This is a genomic window from Streptomyces sp. G7(2002) (genome assembly GCF_028870195.1).
Lineage (GTDB): Bacteria > Actinomycetota > Actinomycetes > Streptomycetales > Streptomycetaceae > Streptomyces > Streptomyces nigrescens.
On the sequence record NZ_CP102609.1, the window covers coordinates 5,530,237 to 5,546,218 of the forward strand.

Sequence of the window (15,982 nt, forward strand, 5' to 3'; positions counted from 1 at the left end):
GCGCACACCTCCTTGCGGCCAGCATCACCCGGCCCCGTGGGGGCGGCCAGCGGTCGGGGGCCGTCGGGTGGGGGCCCGGGGGCCGCCTGGAACCATGGCGGGTCGCTCGGCGTTGATAGTTTTGGCCGCACACGCGCCTGTATCCCGTCGCTTCGCCCGTCGCACCGCACGATCCGGCGCCCTCGACCCAGGAGCCTTCACCCCGTGAATACTCTCGCGCTCGGCCCCCAGTGGCTGGACCCGGACTACCTGATCGCGACATTCGGCCTGATCGGCGTCCTGGTCATCGTCTTCGCGGAGTCCGGCCTGCTGATCGGCTTCTTCCTGCCGGGCGACTCGCTCCTGTTCACCACCGGTCTGCTGGTGACGACGAACAAGCTCGACCGGCCGCTGTGGATGGTGTGCTCCCTGATCGTCCTGGCCGCCGTCCTCGGCGACCAGGCCGGCTATCTCTTCGGCCGTAAGGTCGGCCCCTCGCTCTTCAAGCGCCCCGACTCCCGCCTCTTCAAGCAGGAGAACGTCGAGAAGGCGCATGAGTTCTTCGAGAAGCACGGCCCCAAGTCGCTGATCCTGGCCCGCTTCGTCCCGATCGTGCGTACGTTCACGCCGATCATCGCCGGTGTGAGCCGGATGAACTACCGCTCCTTCATCACCTTCAACGTCATCGGCGGCGCCCTGTGGGGCGCGGGTGTCACCCTGCTCGGGGCCTCGCTGGGGAAGGTCGAGTTCGTCCACAAGCACATCGAGCTGATCCTGGTCGCGATCGTGCTGATCTCCGTCGTGCCGATCGCCATCGAGTACTTCCGCGCCCGCGGCAAGTCGAAGAAGGCCCAGTCCGCCCCGCCCCACCCCGCGGACCGCCCGCAGGGCGCCCCCGCCGACGCCCGCCGCGGCCGCCACGCCAAGCGCTGACACCAGGCGGAAGAAGACCGCGCGCACCCACTCCCCCCAACTCCACCCGCACCCACCACGCGAGGCGACGGCGACGGCCGCCCGAAAACAACGCCCCCGTGCACGCGTCCCGCACCCTCATCAGGCATCGTGTCCTTGACATCCGTCAGGAGGCTTACGAGGAGAGCGAAGACCCGTGGCGTCGGACCCACAGCGCGGCCAGCGCGGCCAGCGCGGCACGAACGGCAGCAGCGGCGGCGGTGCCTCGGATCAGACCGGTGCCGAGGACCGCAAGCCCCAGTCGGACGAGGCCCACAGCGCCTTCACCCCGCCACTGGGCGTGCCCTACCCGCCGCTTCCCGAGGACGAGCACCCCACCTCCGAGTTCGCGCTGCCCGCGGGCCTGCGTCCGGAGACGCCGGCCGAGCAGGAGGGCTCGGCCTTCAGCCAGCCGAGCAGTACCACCGGCCAGACCCCGCTGCCCGCCCCCGTGGGCGCCACGGCGATGAGCGCCTTCACCCCGCCGCACGGCATCCCCGCCGTCAGCCTCACCAAGGAAGCTCCCTGGCAGGACCGGATGCGGACCATGCTCCGGATGCCGGTCCACGAGCGCCCGGTCCCCGAGCGCCCGGAGCGCGGCGACGAGGACACCGGCCCGGCCGTCCCCCGCGTACTCGACCTGACGCTCCGTATCGGCGAGATCCTGCTCGCCGGCGGTGAGGGCGCGGAGGACGTCGAGGCCGCGATGTTCGGTGTCGCGCACGCCTACGGGCTGGAGCGGGTCGAGCCGACCGTCACCTTCACCCTGCTGTCGATCTCCTACCAGCCGTCGCTGGTCGACGACCCCGTCACGGCCAGCCGGACGGTACGGCGCCGCGGTGTCGACTACACCCGGCTGTCCGCGGTCTTCCGGCTCGTCGACGACATCGCCTCCGAGGGCATCACCCTCGAAGAGGCCTACCGCGGCCTCGCCGAGATCCGCCGTAACCGCCACCCCTACCCGAGCTGGGCCCTGACGGTCGCGTCCGGGCTGCTCTCCGGTGCCGCTTCGATGCTGGTCGGCGGCGAATTGCTGGTGTTCCTCGCGGCCGCGCTGGGCTCGATGCTCGGCGACCGGCTGGCCTGGCTCGCGTCCGGGCGCGGGCTGCCGGAGTTCTACCAGTTCGTGGTCGCGGCGATGCCGCCGGCGGCGGTGGGCGTCGCCTTCGGTCTGGCCCACGCCAATGTGCAGGCGTCCGCGGTGATCACCGGTGGGCTGTTCGCGCTGATCCCGGGGCGGGCCCTGGTCGCCGGCGTCCACGACGGGCTGACCGGCTACTACATCACCGCCGCCGCCCGTCTGCTGGAGGTCGGCTACCTCATCGTCGGCATCGTCGTCGGCGTCCTCAGCGTGCTCTACATCGGACTCCAGCTGAACCCCGGCCTGCGGCGGCTCAACCCCGAGGAGGCGCTGGGGGCGTACAACGAGCCGGTGGTCCAGATCACCGCGTCGATGCTGCTGGCGCTGGCGTTCTGTGTGCTGCTCCAGCAGGAACGTCACACCGTGGCGTTTGCGACCCTGAACGGCGGTGTCGCCTGGGTCGTCTACGGCGCCCTCCACTACGTCGCCGAGATAAACCCGGTGCCCGCCACCGCGATCGGGGCCGGACTGGTCGGCCTCTTCGGCCAGTTGCTCTCCCGCTACCGCTATGCGTCGGCCCTGCCGTACGTCACCGCGGCCATCGGCCCGCTGCTGCCCGGTAGCGCCACGTACTTCGGGCTGCTCAACTTCGCCCAGGGCCATCTGCCGGAGGGCCTCACCTCCCTGGTACAGGCCGCCTCGCTGGCGCTCGCCATCGCCGTGGGAGTCAACCTCGGTGCCGAGGTCGCCCGGCTGTTCCTGCGCGCCCCCGGAGTCGAGGAGGCCGGCGCACGCCGGGCCGCCAAGCGCACCCGCGGCTTCTAGACGGTCGTGTCGGGGCCGTGGCCCGGCCCCGACACGCACGAACGGGCGGCAACCCGACTGGGTGCCGCCCGTTCGCGTACGAAAATCAGCGCGCGCTGGCCCGGGCGCCGCGGTCAGGGAAACCCCGCCGGACGCCGGGCCGACGACGCTGCGTCAGTGCGCGCCGCCCTGAGCCTCGAGGCGCTTGAACGAGGCCTCGATCTCCGCCTCGGCCTCGGTGCGGCCGACCCAGTTGGCGCCCTCGACGGACTTGCCGGGCTCCAGGTCCTTGTAGACCTCGAAGAAGTGCTGGATCTCCAGGCGGTCGAACTCCGACACGTGGTGGATGTCCCGCAGGTGCTCCACTCGCGGGTCGGACGCCGGCACGCACAGCAGCTTGTCGTCGCCGCCGGCCTCGTCCGTCATGCGGAACATGCCGATGGCGCGGCACTTGATGAGGCAGCCGGGGAAGGTCGGCTCGTCCAGGATGACCAGCGCGTCCAGCGGGTCGCCGTCCTCTCCCAGGGTGTTCTCGACAAAGCCGTAGTCGGCCGGGTAGCTGGTCGAGGTGAAGAGTCGACGGTCCAGGCGGATCCGACCGGTCTCGTGGTCCACCTCGTACTTGTTCCGCGAACCCTTCGGGATCTCGATGGTGACGTCGAACTCCACGGGTGGCTCCTCCATGATCAACACATACGTCTGGTGATTAAGTGTCCCCCACGCAGGTGTGTGGTGGCGAAAGGGGCTGGTCCGAGATGCCGGAGACCGGAAAGTGGCAGGTCAGATGGCAGTCGGCGGCACGGTCCGCGCGGTCGGCGACGCGCGCGGCGGTCCGGTCGGCGCAGACGGCGGTCGCGACCACGCAGCAGGTATGGCACGCCACACCGCGCCATACCCAGCAGACCTGGCGGCTGACGGCGGTCTCCGCAGCCACCGGCCTGGCGGTCGCGATCGTCGCGGTGGCGGCGTCCGGGCCGTGGGACTCGGGTCAGCGTACGGCCGAGCGTGCGGAGGCGGCCGCCATGGACGGTGCCAGTGGCGAGCATCACGCCCCGGACTCCCGGCCGGCGCCCAGCGCACCGCCCGTGCTGCCCGCGCTCGGCGGCCGCGCGCCCGGCGCCGCGGGCCGTGGCGCGGCCCCCGCACCCACTGACGCGGGCCTGGCCGACGCCCTGGAACCGCTGCTGAAGGACCCGGCGCTCGGCCCGCTGCGGACGGCTTCCGTCCTGGACGTGGCCGCGGGCCGCGAGGTCTTCGGCGAAGGCCAGGGCAAGGCCGCCACCCCCGCCTCCACCGTCAAGCTCGCCACCGCCGTCGCCGCGCTCTCCGCGCTCGGCCCCGACCACCGCATCGACACCACCGTCGTCCTGGCCGGCAAGAAGCGCATCGTCCTGGTCGGCGGCGGCGACCCCACCCTGACCGCCCGCGCCCCGCGGCACGGCGCCGAGGAACAGCCCGCGAATCTGCGCACCCTCGCCGACGCCACCGCCCGCGCCCTCAAGAAGCGCCACCTCACCAAGATCAGCCTGGGCTACGACGCCAGCGCCTACTCGGGCCCCGTCCAGCACCCCATCGGCCCGAACGAGAACATCGCCCCCGTCACCGCGCTGATGACCGACGAGGCCCGCCTCGACGACTCCGACCACGGCACCGCCCCACGCGACGCGGACCCGGCCCGCACGGCGGCCGGCACCTTCGCCGATCTGCTCCACGACCGCGGCATCACCGTCGACGGCGACCCCGGAGGCGCCAAGGCCCCCAAGAAGCCCGACCGGATCGCCGCCGTCCACTCCCTGCCGCTGTCCGCGCTCGTCGAGCGGATGCTGACCCACAGCGACAACGACATCGCCGAGGCGCTGGCCCGCCAGACCGCCCTCGCCACCCGCCAGCCGGCCAGCTTCGCCGGTGCCGGCAAGGCCGTGCGCACCGCCCTCCAGCGGGAGCACCTCCCGCTGTCCGGCGCCGTCTTCGAGGACGGCAGCGGCCTGGACCGCGACGACAAGGTCACCGCCGCCCTGCTCTCCCGCCTCCTGCTGCACGCCTCGTCGCCCGACCACCCGGCCCTGCGCCCCGTCGTCACCGGCCTCCCGGTGGCCGCCTTCACCGGCACCCTCAGCAACCGCTACCGGGGCCAGAGCGCAGGCGCCGGCGCCGTACGCGCCAAAACCGGCACCCTCACGGGCGTGAACACCCTGGCCGGCACCGTCGTCGACGCCGACGGCCGCCTCCTCGCCTTCTCCTTCATGACCACCGGCACCACCGACCCCCAAGGCGCCCAGACCGCCCTGGACAAACTCGCCTCAGCAGTAGCCAACTGCGGCTGCCGCTAACCCCCGAGCCCCCACCGACCACCGACCCCCAAGGCCCACCGACAAGCCCCCCGGCCCTGAGGGGTTTCCCACCCCCAACCTTTCGCCCGCCCACCAACCGCCCCCACCCACCCCTCTTTTCCCACCCACCCACGGGAGGGGACGGGCCGGAGGGGCAGGGGTGTGGGACGTAAAGCGAAGCAGTCCCACACCCCTGCCCCGGAGGCCCGTCACCGCACCCCGACAGCCCCGCGCAGCGGACCGCTCGCCGCAGGCGCAACGGCGGGAAACCACCACGGCGGGAAAGCCGAAAACGCGGCCCGAAGGCAAAGCGCAGCGCACGGCGCAACGACGGGAAACCCACAAGCATCACCCGCCCCCAAGCTCCGCGCAGCGGACCCGCAACAACGAGAAGCCCCCACGGCGGGCCAGCCGAACACGCGGGACAACGGCAAAGCGCAGCGAACCGGCTACCCCCACGCCAAACGCCCACGTACGGTGAACTCATGACGAGCATCGGTGGAACCGAGATGGTCGACTGGAACCTCGCGGTCGCGACCGCGACCCGGTTCGTGCGGCCGGGCCCAGAGGTGAGCCGGGACGAGGCGCGCGCGATCGTCGCCGAGCTGCGCAAGCACGCCAAGTCCTCCGAGGCGCATGTGCGCGCGTTCACGCGGATGGCGCAGCCCGACGCGACGGGCGAGGCGCCGCATGACACGCCGGTCCTCGTCGTGGACCGGCCCGGCTGGATCAAGGCGAACGTCGCCGGGTTCCGGGCCGTGCTCAAGCCGCTGCTGGCCAAGATGGAGGACCGCCGCTCGACGGTCCCCGGTGGCGCGGTGCTCGGGGCGGTCGGCGGCAAGGTGACCGGCGTGGAGCTGGGCATGCTGCTGTCGTTCCTGGCCTCGCGGGTCCTCGGCCAGTACGAGACGTTCGCGCCGGCCTCCCGCGATCTGCCGGCCGCCGCACAGGGCGGCCGGCTGCTGCTCGTCGCGCCGAACATCGTGCACGTGGAGCGCGAGCTCGAAGTGGCCCCGCACGACTTCCGGCTGTGGGTGTGCCTCCACGAGGAGACCCACCGCACCCAGTTCACCGCCGTCCCGTGGCTGCGGGACCACATCGAGGGCGAGATCCAGTCGTTCCTCGGTGAGACGGACATCGACCCGGGCACCCTCCTGGAGCGGCTGCGCGAGGCCGCCCAGTCGCTGGCCGGCGCCAAGCCCGAGGGCGAGGAGGGCGAGGACGAGGGCCGCTCCCTCGTCGATCTCGTCCAGACGCCCGCGCAGCGCGAGATCCTCGGCCGGCTGACCGCGGTGATGTCCCTGCTGGAGGGGCACGCGGATTATGTGATGGACGGCGTGGGGCCCGATGTCGTGCCGTCGGTCGCCGAGATCCGGGAGAAGTTCCAGAAGCGCCGGGCCAGTGGTGCGGGCCGGCTGGACCAGGCGCTGCGCAAGCTGCTCGGCCTGGACGCCAAGCTGCGGCAGTACCGCGACGGCGAGCGGTTCGTCAGCGCGGTCGTCGAGGAGGTCGGCATGGACGGCTTCAACCGGGTCTGGACGTCACCGAACACCCTCCCGACCAAACAAGAGATCGCCAAACCGGCGGACTGGATCGCGCGGGTGCACCGCAAGGCGGACGGGGCACCGTAAGCGAACGGCGTGAGCTGGGCACGCCACGTGGCAGTAGAGCGCCCCTTCAATCACCCGTCTGAGGGACCGTTACCGATGGATAGGCGTGCAATGCTCGGGGAACCGCTCGCCTCTGTCACCATCTAGGCACTCTGTGTGACGAAGTGCCGTCCACGGCCCGAGGCTCCCCAGCTGAACGATTGGAAACGGACATGGGTCCCCATCCAGCGGTCGCCGCGATACGCCTGGCGGTCCGCCGCGTACTCCACGACGTGCTCAACCACCACTGCGCGCAGGACCGGCACGAGCCCCCGCTCGTGCTCGTCGCGTGCTCCGGCGGCGCCGATTCCATGGCGCTCGCCTCCGCCCTCGCCTTCGAGGCCCCCAAGCTGGGGGTCCGTGCCGGGGGCGTCACCATCGACCACGGCCTCCAGGAGGGCTCGGACCTCCGCGCCGCCGAGGTCGCCCTGCGGCTGCGGGCCCTGGGGCTGGATCCCGTAGAGGCCGTCGCCGTCGACGTGGGCGAACCGAACAAGGTGGCGCACGGCACCGCGTACCGGGGGAGCGGCAGCCGCCCGGCCGGCGGCCCGGAAGCCGCCGCCCGTGACGCCCGCTACGCCGCCCTGGACGCCGTCGCCGAGCGGCATGGCGCCACCGCGGTCCTCCTCGGCCACACCCGCGACGACCAGGCGGAAACGGTGCTGCTCGGTCTCGCCCGCGGCTCCGGGACCCGCTCGCTCTCCGGTATGGCCGCGACCAGCGGCCGGGACGGGCGCTATCGCCGGCCCTTCCTCGACGTGGACCGCCAGACCGCCCGTAAGGCCTGTCTGATCCAGGCGCTGCCCGTCTGGGACGACCCGCACAACGCCGACCCCGCCTACACCCGCTCACGGCTGCGCCACGAAGGCCTGCCCGCCCTGGAGAAGGCGCTCGGCAAGGGCGTCGTCGAGGCGCTGGCCCGTACCGCCCAGCTCTCCCGCGACGACGCCGACGCCCTGGACGCCTGGGCCGCCGACGCCGAGGGCTCGGTGCTCGACGACAGCGGCTCCCTCGATATCGCCGCCCTGTTCGCGCTGCCCCCCGCGGTGCGCCGCCGGGTGCTGCGCCGGGCCGTCATCGGCGCCGGCTCCCCGGCCGGTTCGCTCTTCGCCCGCCACATCGAAGAAGTGGACCGGCTGATCACCGCCTGGAGGGGGCAGGGGGCCATCAACCTCCCCGGGCGAGTGGGTGTGCGACGGCAGGGTGGCAGACTGGTGATTCGGCAGGGCTGAGCCGCAGACGCTGCCCCGCATCCGAAGTCTCACGACTGACGCGAACACCGAACAGAGCGAGAGTGGCACGGGTGGACGACAAGGACATGGGTTCCGACCTTCAGTCGGTACTCATCAGCAAGGAAGAGATCGACGCGAAGCTGGCGGAGCTGGCCGCGAAGATCGACGCGGAGTACGCGGGCAAGGACCTGCTCATCGTCGGTGTCCTCAAGGGCGCCGTGATGGTGATGGCGGACCTGGCGCGCGCGCTGTCCACCCCCGTCACGATGGACTGGATGGCCGTGTCGTCGTACGGCGCGGGCACCCAGTCCTCCGGTGTGGTCCGCATCCTCAAGGACCTCGACACCGACATCAAGGGCAAGCACGTCCTGATCGTCGAGGACATCATCGACTCCGGTCTGACGCTGTCCTGGCTGCTGTCGAACCTCGGCTCGCGCGAGCCGGCCTCGCTGGAGGTCTGCACGCTGCTGCGCAAGCCGGACGCGGCCAAGGTCGCCATCGACGTGAAGTGGATCGGCTTCGACATTCCCAACGAGTTCGTCGTCGGGTACGGACTCGACTTCGCGGAGAAGTACCGCAATCTGCCGTTCGTCGGTACTCTCGCGCCGCACGTCTACGGCGGCTGAGGGCGTCCCCGCGCTCGTCCGGCCGGTGTGGCCGGGCGAGCCTCGGACCGTCCGCTGCGGCCCGGCGGGAACCCTTCGGGGCCGCCCGCCGTTGGAGCAGGGAGAACGGAATCCTCGGCTGCATGTTCACCGTCGGCGCAGGCGCCGGGTGACAATGCTGGGGTACCGTCCGAAGGCAGTTCTTTTTCGGGCCAGTAATACACCGTACGCACGACCAGCCCTCCCAAGGGCGTTGTGCCTCACTGTGGCAGGAGGGACGGGGCCTCAGCGGCTCCGTATGGATGGACGTGAAGCGATACTTCCGTGGGCCGGTCATGTGGATCGTGCTGGCCGTCCTCGCCGTGGTCGTGTTGATGCAGGTCGTCGGCTCGTCCGGCGGCTACAAGACGGTGGACACCGGTCAGGTCGTCAAGGCGATCGCTGACAACAAGGTGAAATCCGCCGAGCTGACGACCGGTGACGAGAACAAGATCAAGATTGAGCTGTCGGGCTCCTACAAGATCGACGGCTCCAACAAGCTCCAGGCGAGCTACATCGGCGACCAGGGCGTCGACGTGGCCAAGAACCTGCAGGCCAAGTACCAGACCGGCGAGATCAAGGACGGGTACACCGTCTCCCCGTCGAAGCAGAACCCGTTCGTCGGTGTGCTGCTCTCGCTGCTCCCCTTCGTCCTCATCGTGGTCGTCTTCCTGTTCCTGATGAACCAGATGCAGGGCGGCGGCTCCCGGGTGATGAACTTCGGGAAGTCGAAGGCGAAGCTGATCACCAAGGACACCCCCAAGACGACCTTCACGGACGTCGCGGGGTCGGACGAGGCGGTCGAGGAGCTCCACGAGATCAAGGAGTTCCTCCAGGAGCCGGCGAAGTTCCAGGCCGTCGGCGCCAAGATTCCCAAGGGTGTGCTGCTGTACGGCCCGCCCGGTACGGGCAAGACGCTGCTGGCGCGTGCCGTCGCCGGCGAGGCGGGCGTCCCGTTCTACTCGATCTCCGGTTCCGACTTCGTCGAGATGTTCGTCGGTGTCGGTGCCTCCCGGGTCCGTGACCTCTTCGAGCAGGCCAAGGCGAACGCCCCGGCGATCGTCTTCGTCGACGAGATCGACGCCGTCGGCCGGCACCGCGGTGCGGGCCTCGGCGGTGGCCACGACGAGCGTGAGCAGACCCTCAACCAGCTGCTGGTCGAGATGGACGGCTTCGACGTGAAGGGCGGCGTGATCCTGATCGCCGCCACGAACCGCCCGGACATCCTCGACCCGGCGCTGCTGCGCCCCGGCCGTTTCGACCGGCAGATCGCCGTCGACCGTCCGGACCTGCAGGGCCGTCTGGAGATCCTCAAGGTCCACCAGAAGGGCAAGCCGGTCGCCCCGGACGTCGACCTCTCGGCCGTCGCCAAGCGCACCCCCGGCTTCACCGGTGCCGATCTGTCCAACGTCCTCAACGAGGCCGCGCTGCTGACGGCCCGGAGCGACGAGAAGCTGATCAACAACCACTTCCTGGACGAGGCGATCGACCGCGTCGTGGCCGGCCCGCAGAAGCGGACCCGGATCATGTCCGAGAAGGAGAAGAAGATCACCGCGTACCACGAGGGCGGACACGCCCTGGTCGCGGCGGCCTCACCGAACTCCGACCCGGTGCACAAGATCACGATCCTGTCCCGCGGCCGGGCCCTGGGCTACACCATGGTCCTGCCCGACGAGGACAAGTACTCCACCACCCGCAACGAGATGCTCGACCAGCTGGCGTACATGCTGGGCGGCCGCGCGGCGGAGGAGCTGGTCTTCCACGACCCGACCACGGGCGCCGCGAACGACATCGAGAAGGCCACCGCCACGGCCCGCGCGATGGTCACGCAGTACGGCATGACCGAGCGGCTCGGTGCGATCAAGTTCGGCACCGACAACTCCGAGCCCTTCCTGGGCCGTGAGATGGGTCACCAGCGCGACTACTCGGAAGAGGTCGCCGCGCTGGTCGATGAGGAAGTCAAGAGGCTCATCGAGACCGCGCACAACGAGGCGTGGGAGATCCTGGTCGAGAACCGCGATGTGCTCGACAACCTGGTGCTGACGCTGCTGGAGAAGGAGACCCTCAACAAGGAGGAGATCGCCGAGCTCTTCAAGCACGTGGTCAAGCGCCCGGCCCGCCCGGCCTGGACCGGCTCGTCGCGCCGTACGCCCTCCAGCCGCCCGCCGGTGCTGTCGCCGAAGGAGCTGGCCCCGGCCAACGGCTCGGTGACCACGACCGCCACCGTCTCCACGGAGAAGGCGGAAGCACCCGAGGAGCAGCGCCCCGAGAGCTGATCCCGGCGGTCCCCCGGGGCCCCGGAATAAATGCCGCGCCCCCCAGGTTTAGCCTGGGGGGCGCGGCATTCCGCGATTCCACCGCGAATTCGAGCGGGCGCAGAAGGAACGAGGCACCACATGACGGACCCTGTGACGCTGGACGTCGGCGGCAAGATCGGCACATTCGACGAGAAGCGCGCCGAGAACGCCGTCCGCGAGCTGCTCATCGCGGTGGGCGAGGACCCGGACCGTGAGGGGCTGCTGGAGACGCCGGCACGGGTGGCACGGGCGTACAAGGAGATCTTCGCCGGCCTGTGGCAGAAGCCGGAGGACGTGCTGACGACCACCTTCGACCTGGGTCATGACGAGATGGTGCTGGTCAAGGACATCGAGCTGGTCTCCAGCTGCGAGCATCACCTGGTGCCGTTCGTGGGTGTGGCCCATGTCGGCTACATCCCGTCCACCGACGGCAAGATCACCGGCCTGTCCAAGCTGGCCCGGCTGGTCGATGTGTACGCCCGGCGCCCGCAGGTCCAGGAGCGGCTGACCACGCAGATCGCGGACTCGCTGATGGAGATCCTGGAGCCGCGCGGCGTGATCGTCGTCATCGAGTGCGAGCACATGTGCATGACCATGCGCGGGGTGCGCAAGCCGGGCGCCAAGACGACGACCTCGGCCGTGCGCGGCCAGCTGCGGGACGCCGCCACCCGCGCCGAGGCGATGAGCCTGATACTGGCCCGCTGAGGCACCGGGCCCAGGCCCGTACGGCCGGCCCGTCGAGCGCCCTCGGACGGCCGGCCCCGCACGCGTAAACCGGACGGCCGGGCCCCTCGTAGGAGGGACCCGGCCGCTGCCGTGTCTGTGGGGGCGGGCGCCGGCCCGTCAGGCCTTGAGGTGGTTGCCCAGCCACTCCAGGGCGGCGGGGATCTCCCGGCGCCAGGTGTTGAAGTTGTGGCCGCCGCTGTCGAGGATGATCGACGAGACCCGGCTCGGCGACTTCGTCTGCTCGATGAACCGCAGCGTCTGCTGGTAATTCCCCTCACCCTGCTTGCTGCTGGTGACCAGCAGGTTCACCGGGGGCGCGGGCAGATTCCGCTGACGCCACAGCAGGTTGTTCTCGCGCTCCAGCTGCCGGTCGCCGCCGAAGAGGTCGCCGGTGGTGGCGTCGCGCGGGGCCTTGTAGGCGCCGGAGAGGGCGACGGCGCTGGAGTACGCCTCGGGGTGCCGCATCGTCATCTTCAGCGCGCAGTAGCCGCCCGTGGAGTCACCGATGACACCCCAGCTCTTCGCTTCGCGGCCTATTCGGTAGTGCTCGGAGATATCCGCGCGCAGGTCCTTGGTGAAGAAGGTCTCGGTCTGCGGGCCGTTCGGTATGTCCATGCACTCGGTGTCGCGCGGCGGTGCGACGGTCGGGCGCATCATCACCAGGACGGTCGGCCGCATCTTGCGCTGCTTGAGCAGTTCGTGCTGGGTCTGCGGGAAATGCAGCTTTTTGTAGAGCGCCTCGGCGGTGCCGGGGTAACCGGTGAGCACCAGGGCCGCCGGGAATTTCTGGTGGGCGTATTTCTTCTGGAAGTACTGCGGCGGCAGATAGACATACGCGGGGCTGGCGATCTGCGAGTGTTCGCCGCGGACCAGCACCTTGTCGATGCGGCCGCCGGCCGCCGGCCGGGCGCCGTTCTGGACGCTGACCCGCTGGGTACCCAGCATCCGCAGCTTGGTGCCGCCCGGACCGGTCTGGTATTCGGTGACCACGCCCGGCTCCTGCTCCTGACCGAAGAGGTCGGCCCAGGACGCGTAGAAACCGAAGGAATTGTTGGCGTACAGACCGATCGTGGCGAAGAGGGAGAGCTGTGTCGCCACCAGGAGCCCGATACGGCCGAGAACGGCGCGCCAGTTCTTCTTGGACAGGCGCGGCCAGAGCCAAATGGTGAGGACGAACAGTGCCACCGCGACGAGGACGGCAAGAAGCAGCACTTTCTTACTGGTGAGACCCATGTGGTGCTTTCTTCCGGGCGGCCGGGCCATCCGTACCGCTAGTGGAACCCCGAGCCCTGAAACGCCGTCATACAGGGCGCAAAAAGTCCAGATGCTGCGACAAGGCTCGCACGTTCTCTCGACCGGGGCGACGGGAAAGTGATGTCTGACAGGCTAGATGGCGAAAACTCGGAGACGGTTGCGTGGCGAACACCACGCTGGCTCCGCGGCCCGCGGCCCGAAGCGGTGCCGGCGGTCGTCGGTACGGCAGGCGCGGTCGTCGGCCTGCTGAACCTGGCGGCAGGGGTGTTCCCGCGGTTCCGGCACAGCCGGATGCACGCCCTGGCGGAGGTGCTGCCGGGCGCGGTGAGCCCCTTGGCGGCCGCCGCCTCCATCGTCGTCGGCATCCTGCTGCTCCTTCTGGCCCACGGGCTCAAGCGGCGTAAGCGGCGGGCCTGGGGAGCGGCCGTGGCGCTGCTTCCGGTGGGGATCGCCGCCCAGCTCGTGTACCGCCACTCCGTCTTCGGAGCGGTGCTCTCGCTGGCGCTCCTGGTGTACCTGGTGTGGCACCGGCGCGAGTTCGCCGCGCTGCCCGACCCGCGCAGCCGCTGGAAGGCCGTGGCCAACCTCGTCGTCCTCGGCGGGGTCAGCTTCGCCATCGGCATGGTCATCGTCAGCTCCCACCCCCACAAGACCATCGGCTCGCCCTCCGTCTGGGAGCGCGCCCAGCACGTCCTGTGGGGCCTGTTCGGCTTCGAGGGCCCGGTCGGCTACACCCACCACGTCGACTACACCGTCGGCTACTCGCTCGGCGCGCTCGGCCTGCTGACCGTCGCCACCACCGCGTACCTCGCCTTCCGCCCCGAGCACCCGGCGGCCCGGCTGACCGACGACGACGAGCAGCAGCTGCGGGCGCTGCTGGAGCGGCACGGCGCCCGGGACTCGCTCGGCTACTTCGCGCTGCGCCGTGACAAGGGCGTGGTCTTCTCCCCGACTGGCAAGGCCGCGGTCTGCTACCGGGTGATCTCCGGTGTGATGCTCGCCAGCGGCGACCCGATCGGCGATGTGGAGGCCTGGCCGGGCGCCATCGAGCGCTTCATGGCGGAGGCGAAGGCGCACTCCTGGACCCCGGCGGTCACCGGCTGCAGCGAGACCGGCGGCCAGGTGTGGACCCGGGAGACCGGTATGGACGCGCTGGAGCTCGGCGACGAGGCGATCGTGGACGTCGCCGACTTCACCCTCACCGGCCGCGCGATGCGCAACGTACGGCAGATGGTCAAGCGCATTGAGCGCAACGGTTACGAGACCCGGGTGCGGCGGGTGCGCGATCTGGCGCCGGACGAGCTGGCCCAGCTCCAGAAGGCCGCGGACGCCTGGCGGGACACCGACACCGAGCGCGGCTTCTCCATGGCGCTGGGCCGGATCGACGCGGTGGCCGACGGCGACGCGGTGATCGCCACCGCGCATCTGCCGGCGGCCGAGGGCGAGGAGCCGGGCCCGTACGGCGACCTCAAGGCGATGCAGCACTTCGTCCCGTGGGGCGACAGCGGGATCTCCCTGGAGCTGATGCGGCGCGACCGCAGCGCCGACCCCGGCATGAACGAGCTGCTGATCGTCGCCGCGCTGCAGGCCGCCCCGGACCTCGGGATCAAGCAGGTGTCGCTGAACTTCGCGGTCTTCCGCTCCTCCCTGGAGCGCGGCGAGAAGCTCGGTGCGGGGCCGGTCATCCGGGTCTGGCGCGGGATGCTGATCTTCCTGTCCCGCTGGTACCAGATCGAGTCGCTGTACAAGTTCAACGACAAGTTCCGGCCGCGCTGGGAGCCCCGCTTCGTGGTCTTCCGCAACAGCCGCGACATCCCCCGGATCGGCCTGGCGGCGCTGCAGGCCGAGGGCTATCTGGAGCTGGGCCTGCCGCGCGTACTGCGGCGCAGGAAGGCCGTGGAGCCCCGGCCGTGCGCGCATGTGCCGCGGCCGGTCACCTCGCAGGGCGCGGTCGAGCGGGCCGCCTGACGAAGGCCCGGACGGCCGCGCGGGCAGACCGTCCCGTACGGCGTCCGGCGGGCCGTCGCCCCTGACGTCCCCGCATGCGGTGGCCGCAATCCGGCCGGTCGGCACACGGCCTACGCTGGTGCCATGAGTACCTTGCGTGGCCGGGTGGCCGGACTGCCGGACTGGGAACGCTGCGCGGTGATGGGCGTCGTCAATGTGACGCCCGATTCGTTCTCCGACGGCGGCGACTGGTTCGATACCGAACTCGCCGTCAAACACGGTCTCGACCTGGTGGCGCAGGGCGCCGACATGGTGGACGTGGGCGGTGAATCGACCCGGCCGGGCGCGGCGCGGGTGGACGAGGCCGAGGAGCTGCGCCGGGTCGTCCCGGTCGTCCGGGAGCTGGCCGCCGCCGGTGTCACGGTCTCCGTGGACACCATGCGGGCCTCGGTCGCCGAGCAGGCCGTGGCGGCCGGTGCGCGGCTGGTCAACGACGTCAGCGGGGGCGCCGCCGACCCGGCGATGGTGCCGGCGGTGGCCGCGCACCACGTGCCGTTCGTCGTGATGCACTGGCGCGGCCAGTCCATCGACATGAACAACCGCGCCGTCTACGGGGACGTGGTCGCCGAGGTCGTCGACGAGCTCGGGCGGAGCATGGAGCGCGCGGTGTCCGGCGGGATCGACCCGGACCGGATCGTCATCGACCCCGGCCTGGGCTTCGCCAAGGAGGCCGGGCACGATCTCGCCCTGGTCGCCCAGCTGGCGCGGCTGCGGGCGCTGGGCCGGCCGCTGCTGGTGGCCGCATCGAGGAAACGGTTCCTGGGCAGGGTGCTGGCAGGTGGCGAGGGAGCCGCCCCACCGCCGGCCCGGGAGCGGGATGCCGCGACGGCGGCGGTGTCGGCGATCGTGGCGCGAGAGGGGGCCTGGGCGGTGCGGGTGCACGAGGTCAGGGCGAGCGCGGATGCGGTACGGGTGGCCCGTGCCGTGGAGTGCGCGGCAGCGGCCGGCAGTAGTGGCACGGCGGTGACGGCCGCCGGCAGTGAGGCGAACGGGACGACGGCGAAGACGACGGGAACGGTGTGAGCGGC

The 15,982-nt window shown here is 71.0% G+C and carries 12 protein-coding genes; 10 read left to right on the forward strand and 2 right to left on the reverse strand.

Going from position 1 to position 15,982, the window contains the following annotated elements:
- Positions 1-204: 204 nt before the first annotated feature.
- Together NUT86_RS23465 and NUT86_RS23470 are read left to right on the forward strand one after the other, a co-directional pair.
- Positions 205-912, forward strand: coding sequence for a DedA family protein (locus tag NUT86_RS23465; protein ID WP_274737473.1), 708 nt, complete (start codon positions 205-207; stop codon positions 910-912).
- A gap of 175 nt (positions 913-1,087) precedes the next feature.
- Positions 1,088-2,836 carry a threonine/serine ThrE exporter family protein gene (locus NUT86_RS23470; RefSeq protein WP_159486944.1) on the forward strand — a complete coding sequence of 583 codons (1,749 nt, stop codon included), beginning with the start codon at positions 1,088-1,090 and terminating at the stop codon, positions 2,834-2,836.
- A 153-nt stretch (positions 2,837-2,989) separates the two neighbouring features.
- Here NUT86_RS23470 and NUT86_RS23475 read toward each other — a convergent pair whose 3' ends face one another.
- Positions 2,990-3,484, reverse strand: coding sequence for an inorganic diphosphatase (locus tag NUT86_RS23475; protein WP_018090094.1), 495 nt, complete (start codon positions 3,482-3,484; stop codon positions 2,990-2,992).
- Positions 3,485-3,570: 86 nt separating this feature from the next.
- Between NUT86_RS23475 and dacB the strand changes: the two genes are divergently transcribed.
- The 6 genes from dacB to folE all read left to right on the forward strand — a co-directional run bounded on the left by dacB (position 3,571) and on the right by folE (position 11,672).
- Positions 3,571-5,145 carry a D-alanyl-D-alanine carboxypeptidase/D-alanyl-D-alanine endopeptidase gene (gene dacB, locus NUT86_RS23480; protein ID WP_274737474.1) on the forward strand — a complete coding sequence of 525 codons (1,575 nt, stop codon included), beginning with the start codon at positions 3,571-3,573 and terminating at the stop codon, positions 5,143-5,145.
- A gap of 485 nt (positions 5,146-5,630) precedes the next feature.
- Entirely contained in the window at positions 5,631-6,776 is a 1,146-nt protein-coding gene (locus NUT86_RS23485; protein WP_018092952.1) for a zinc-dependent metalloprotease, read from the forward strand.
- Positions 6,777-6,967: 191 nt separating this feature from the next.
- Positions 6,968-8,026 (forward strand): tRNA lysidine(34) synthetase TilS, encoded by a 1,059-nt coding sequence (tilS, locus tag NUT86_RS23490; RefSeq protein WP_274737475.1) that lies wholly within the window; start codon positions 6,968-6,970, stop codon positions 8,024-8,026.
- 86 nt (positions 8,027-8,112) lie between these two features.
- Complete coding sequence (hpt, locus tag NUT86_RS23495; RefSeq protein ID WP_030077134.1) at positions 8,113-8,652, forward strand: hypoxanthine phosphoribosyltransferase; 540 nt, start codon at positions 8,113-8,115, stop codon at positions 8,650-8,652.
- 281 nt (positions 8,653-8,933) lie between these two features.
- Positions 8,934-10,946 carry an ATP-dependent zinc metalloprotease FtsH gene (gene ftsH, locus NUT86_RS23500; protein WP_018092955.1) on the forward strand — a complete coding sequence of 671 codons (2,013 nt, stop codon included), beginning with the start codon at positions 8,934-8,936 and terminating at the stop codon, positions 10,944-10,946.
- Between the two features lie 120 nt (positions 10,947-11,066).
- Positions 11,067-11,672: a GTP cyclohydrolase I FolE gene (gene folE / locus NUT86_RS23505; protein WP_018092956.1), complete on the forward strand. Its 606-nt coding sequence runs from the start codon at positions 11,067-11,069 to the stop codon at positions 11,670-11,672.
- Between the two features lie 138 nt (positions 11,673-11,810).
- On the opposite strand, the gene NUT86_RS23510 is transcribed toward folE, so the two are convergent.
- On the reverse strand, positions 11,811-12,926 hold the full coding sequence (locus tag NUT86_RS23510; RefSeq protein ID WP_274737476.1) for an alpha/beta hydrolase: 1,116 nt from the start codon (positions 12,924-12,926) through the stop codon (positions 11,811-11,813).
- A 141-nt stretch (positions 12,927-13,067) separates the two neighbouring features.
- Between NUT86_RS23510 and NUT86_RS23515 the strand changes: the two genes are divergently transcribed.
- Positions 13,068-14,915, forward strand: a complete 1,848-nt coding sequence (locus NUT86_RS23515; RefSeq protein ID WP_274737477.1) for a phosphatidylglycerol lysyltransferase domain-containing protein — start codon at positions 13,068-13,070, stop codon at positions 14,913-14,915.
- 123 nt (positions 14,916-15,038) lie between these two features.
- On the forward strand, positions 15,039-15,977 hold the full coding sequence (folP, locus tag NUT86_RS23520; protein WP_202466671.1) for a dihydropteroate synthase: 939 nt from the start codon (positions 15,039-15,041) through the stop codon (positions 15,975-15,977).
- Positions 15,978-15,982 lie beyond the last annotated feature (5 nt).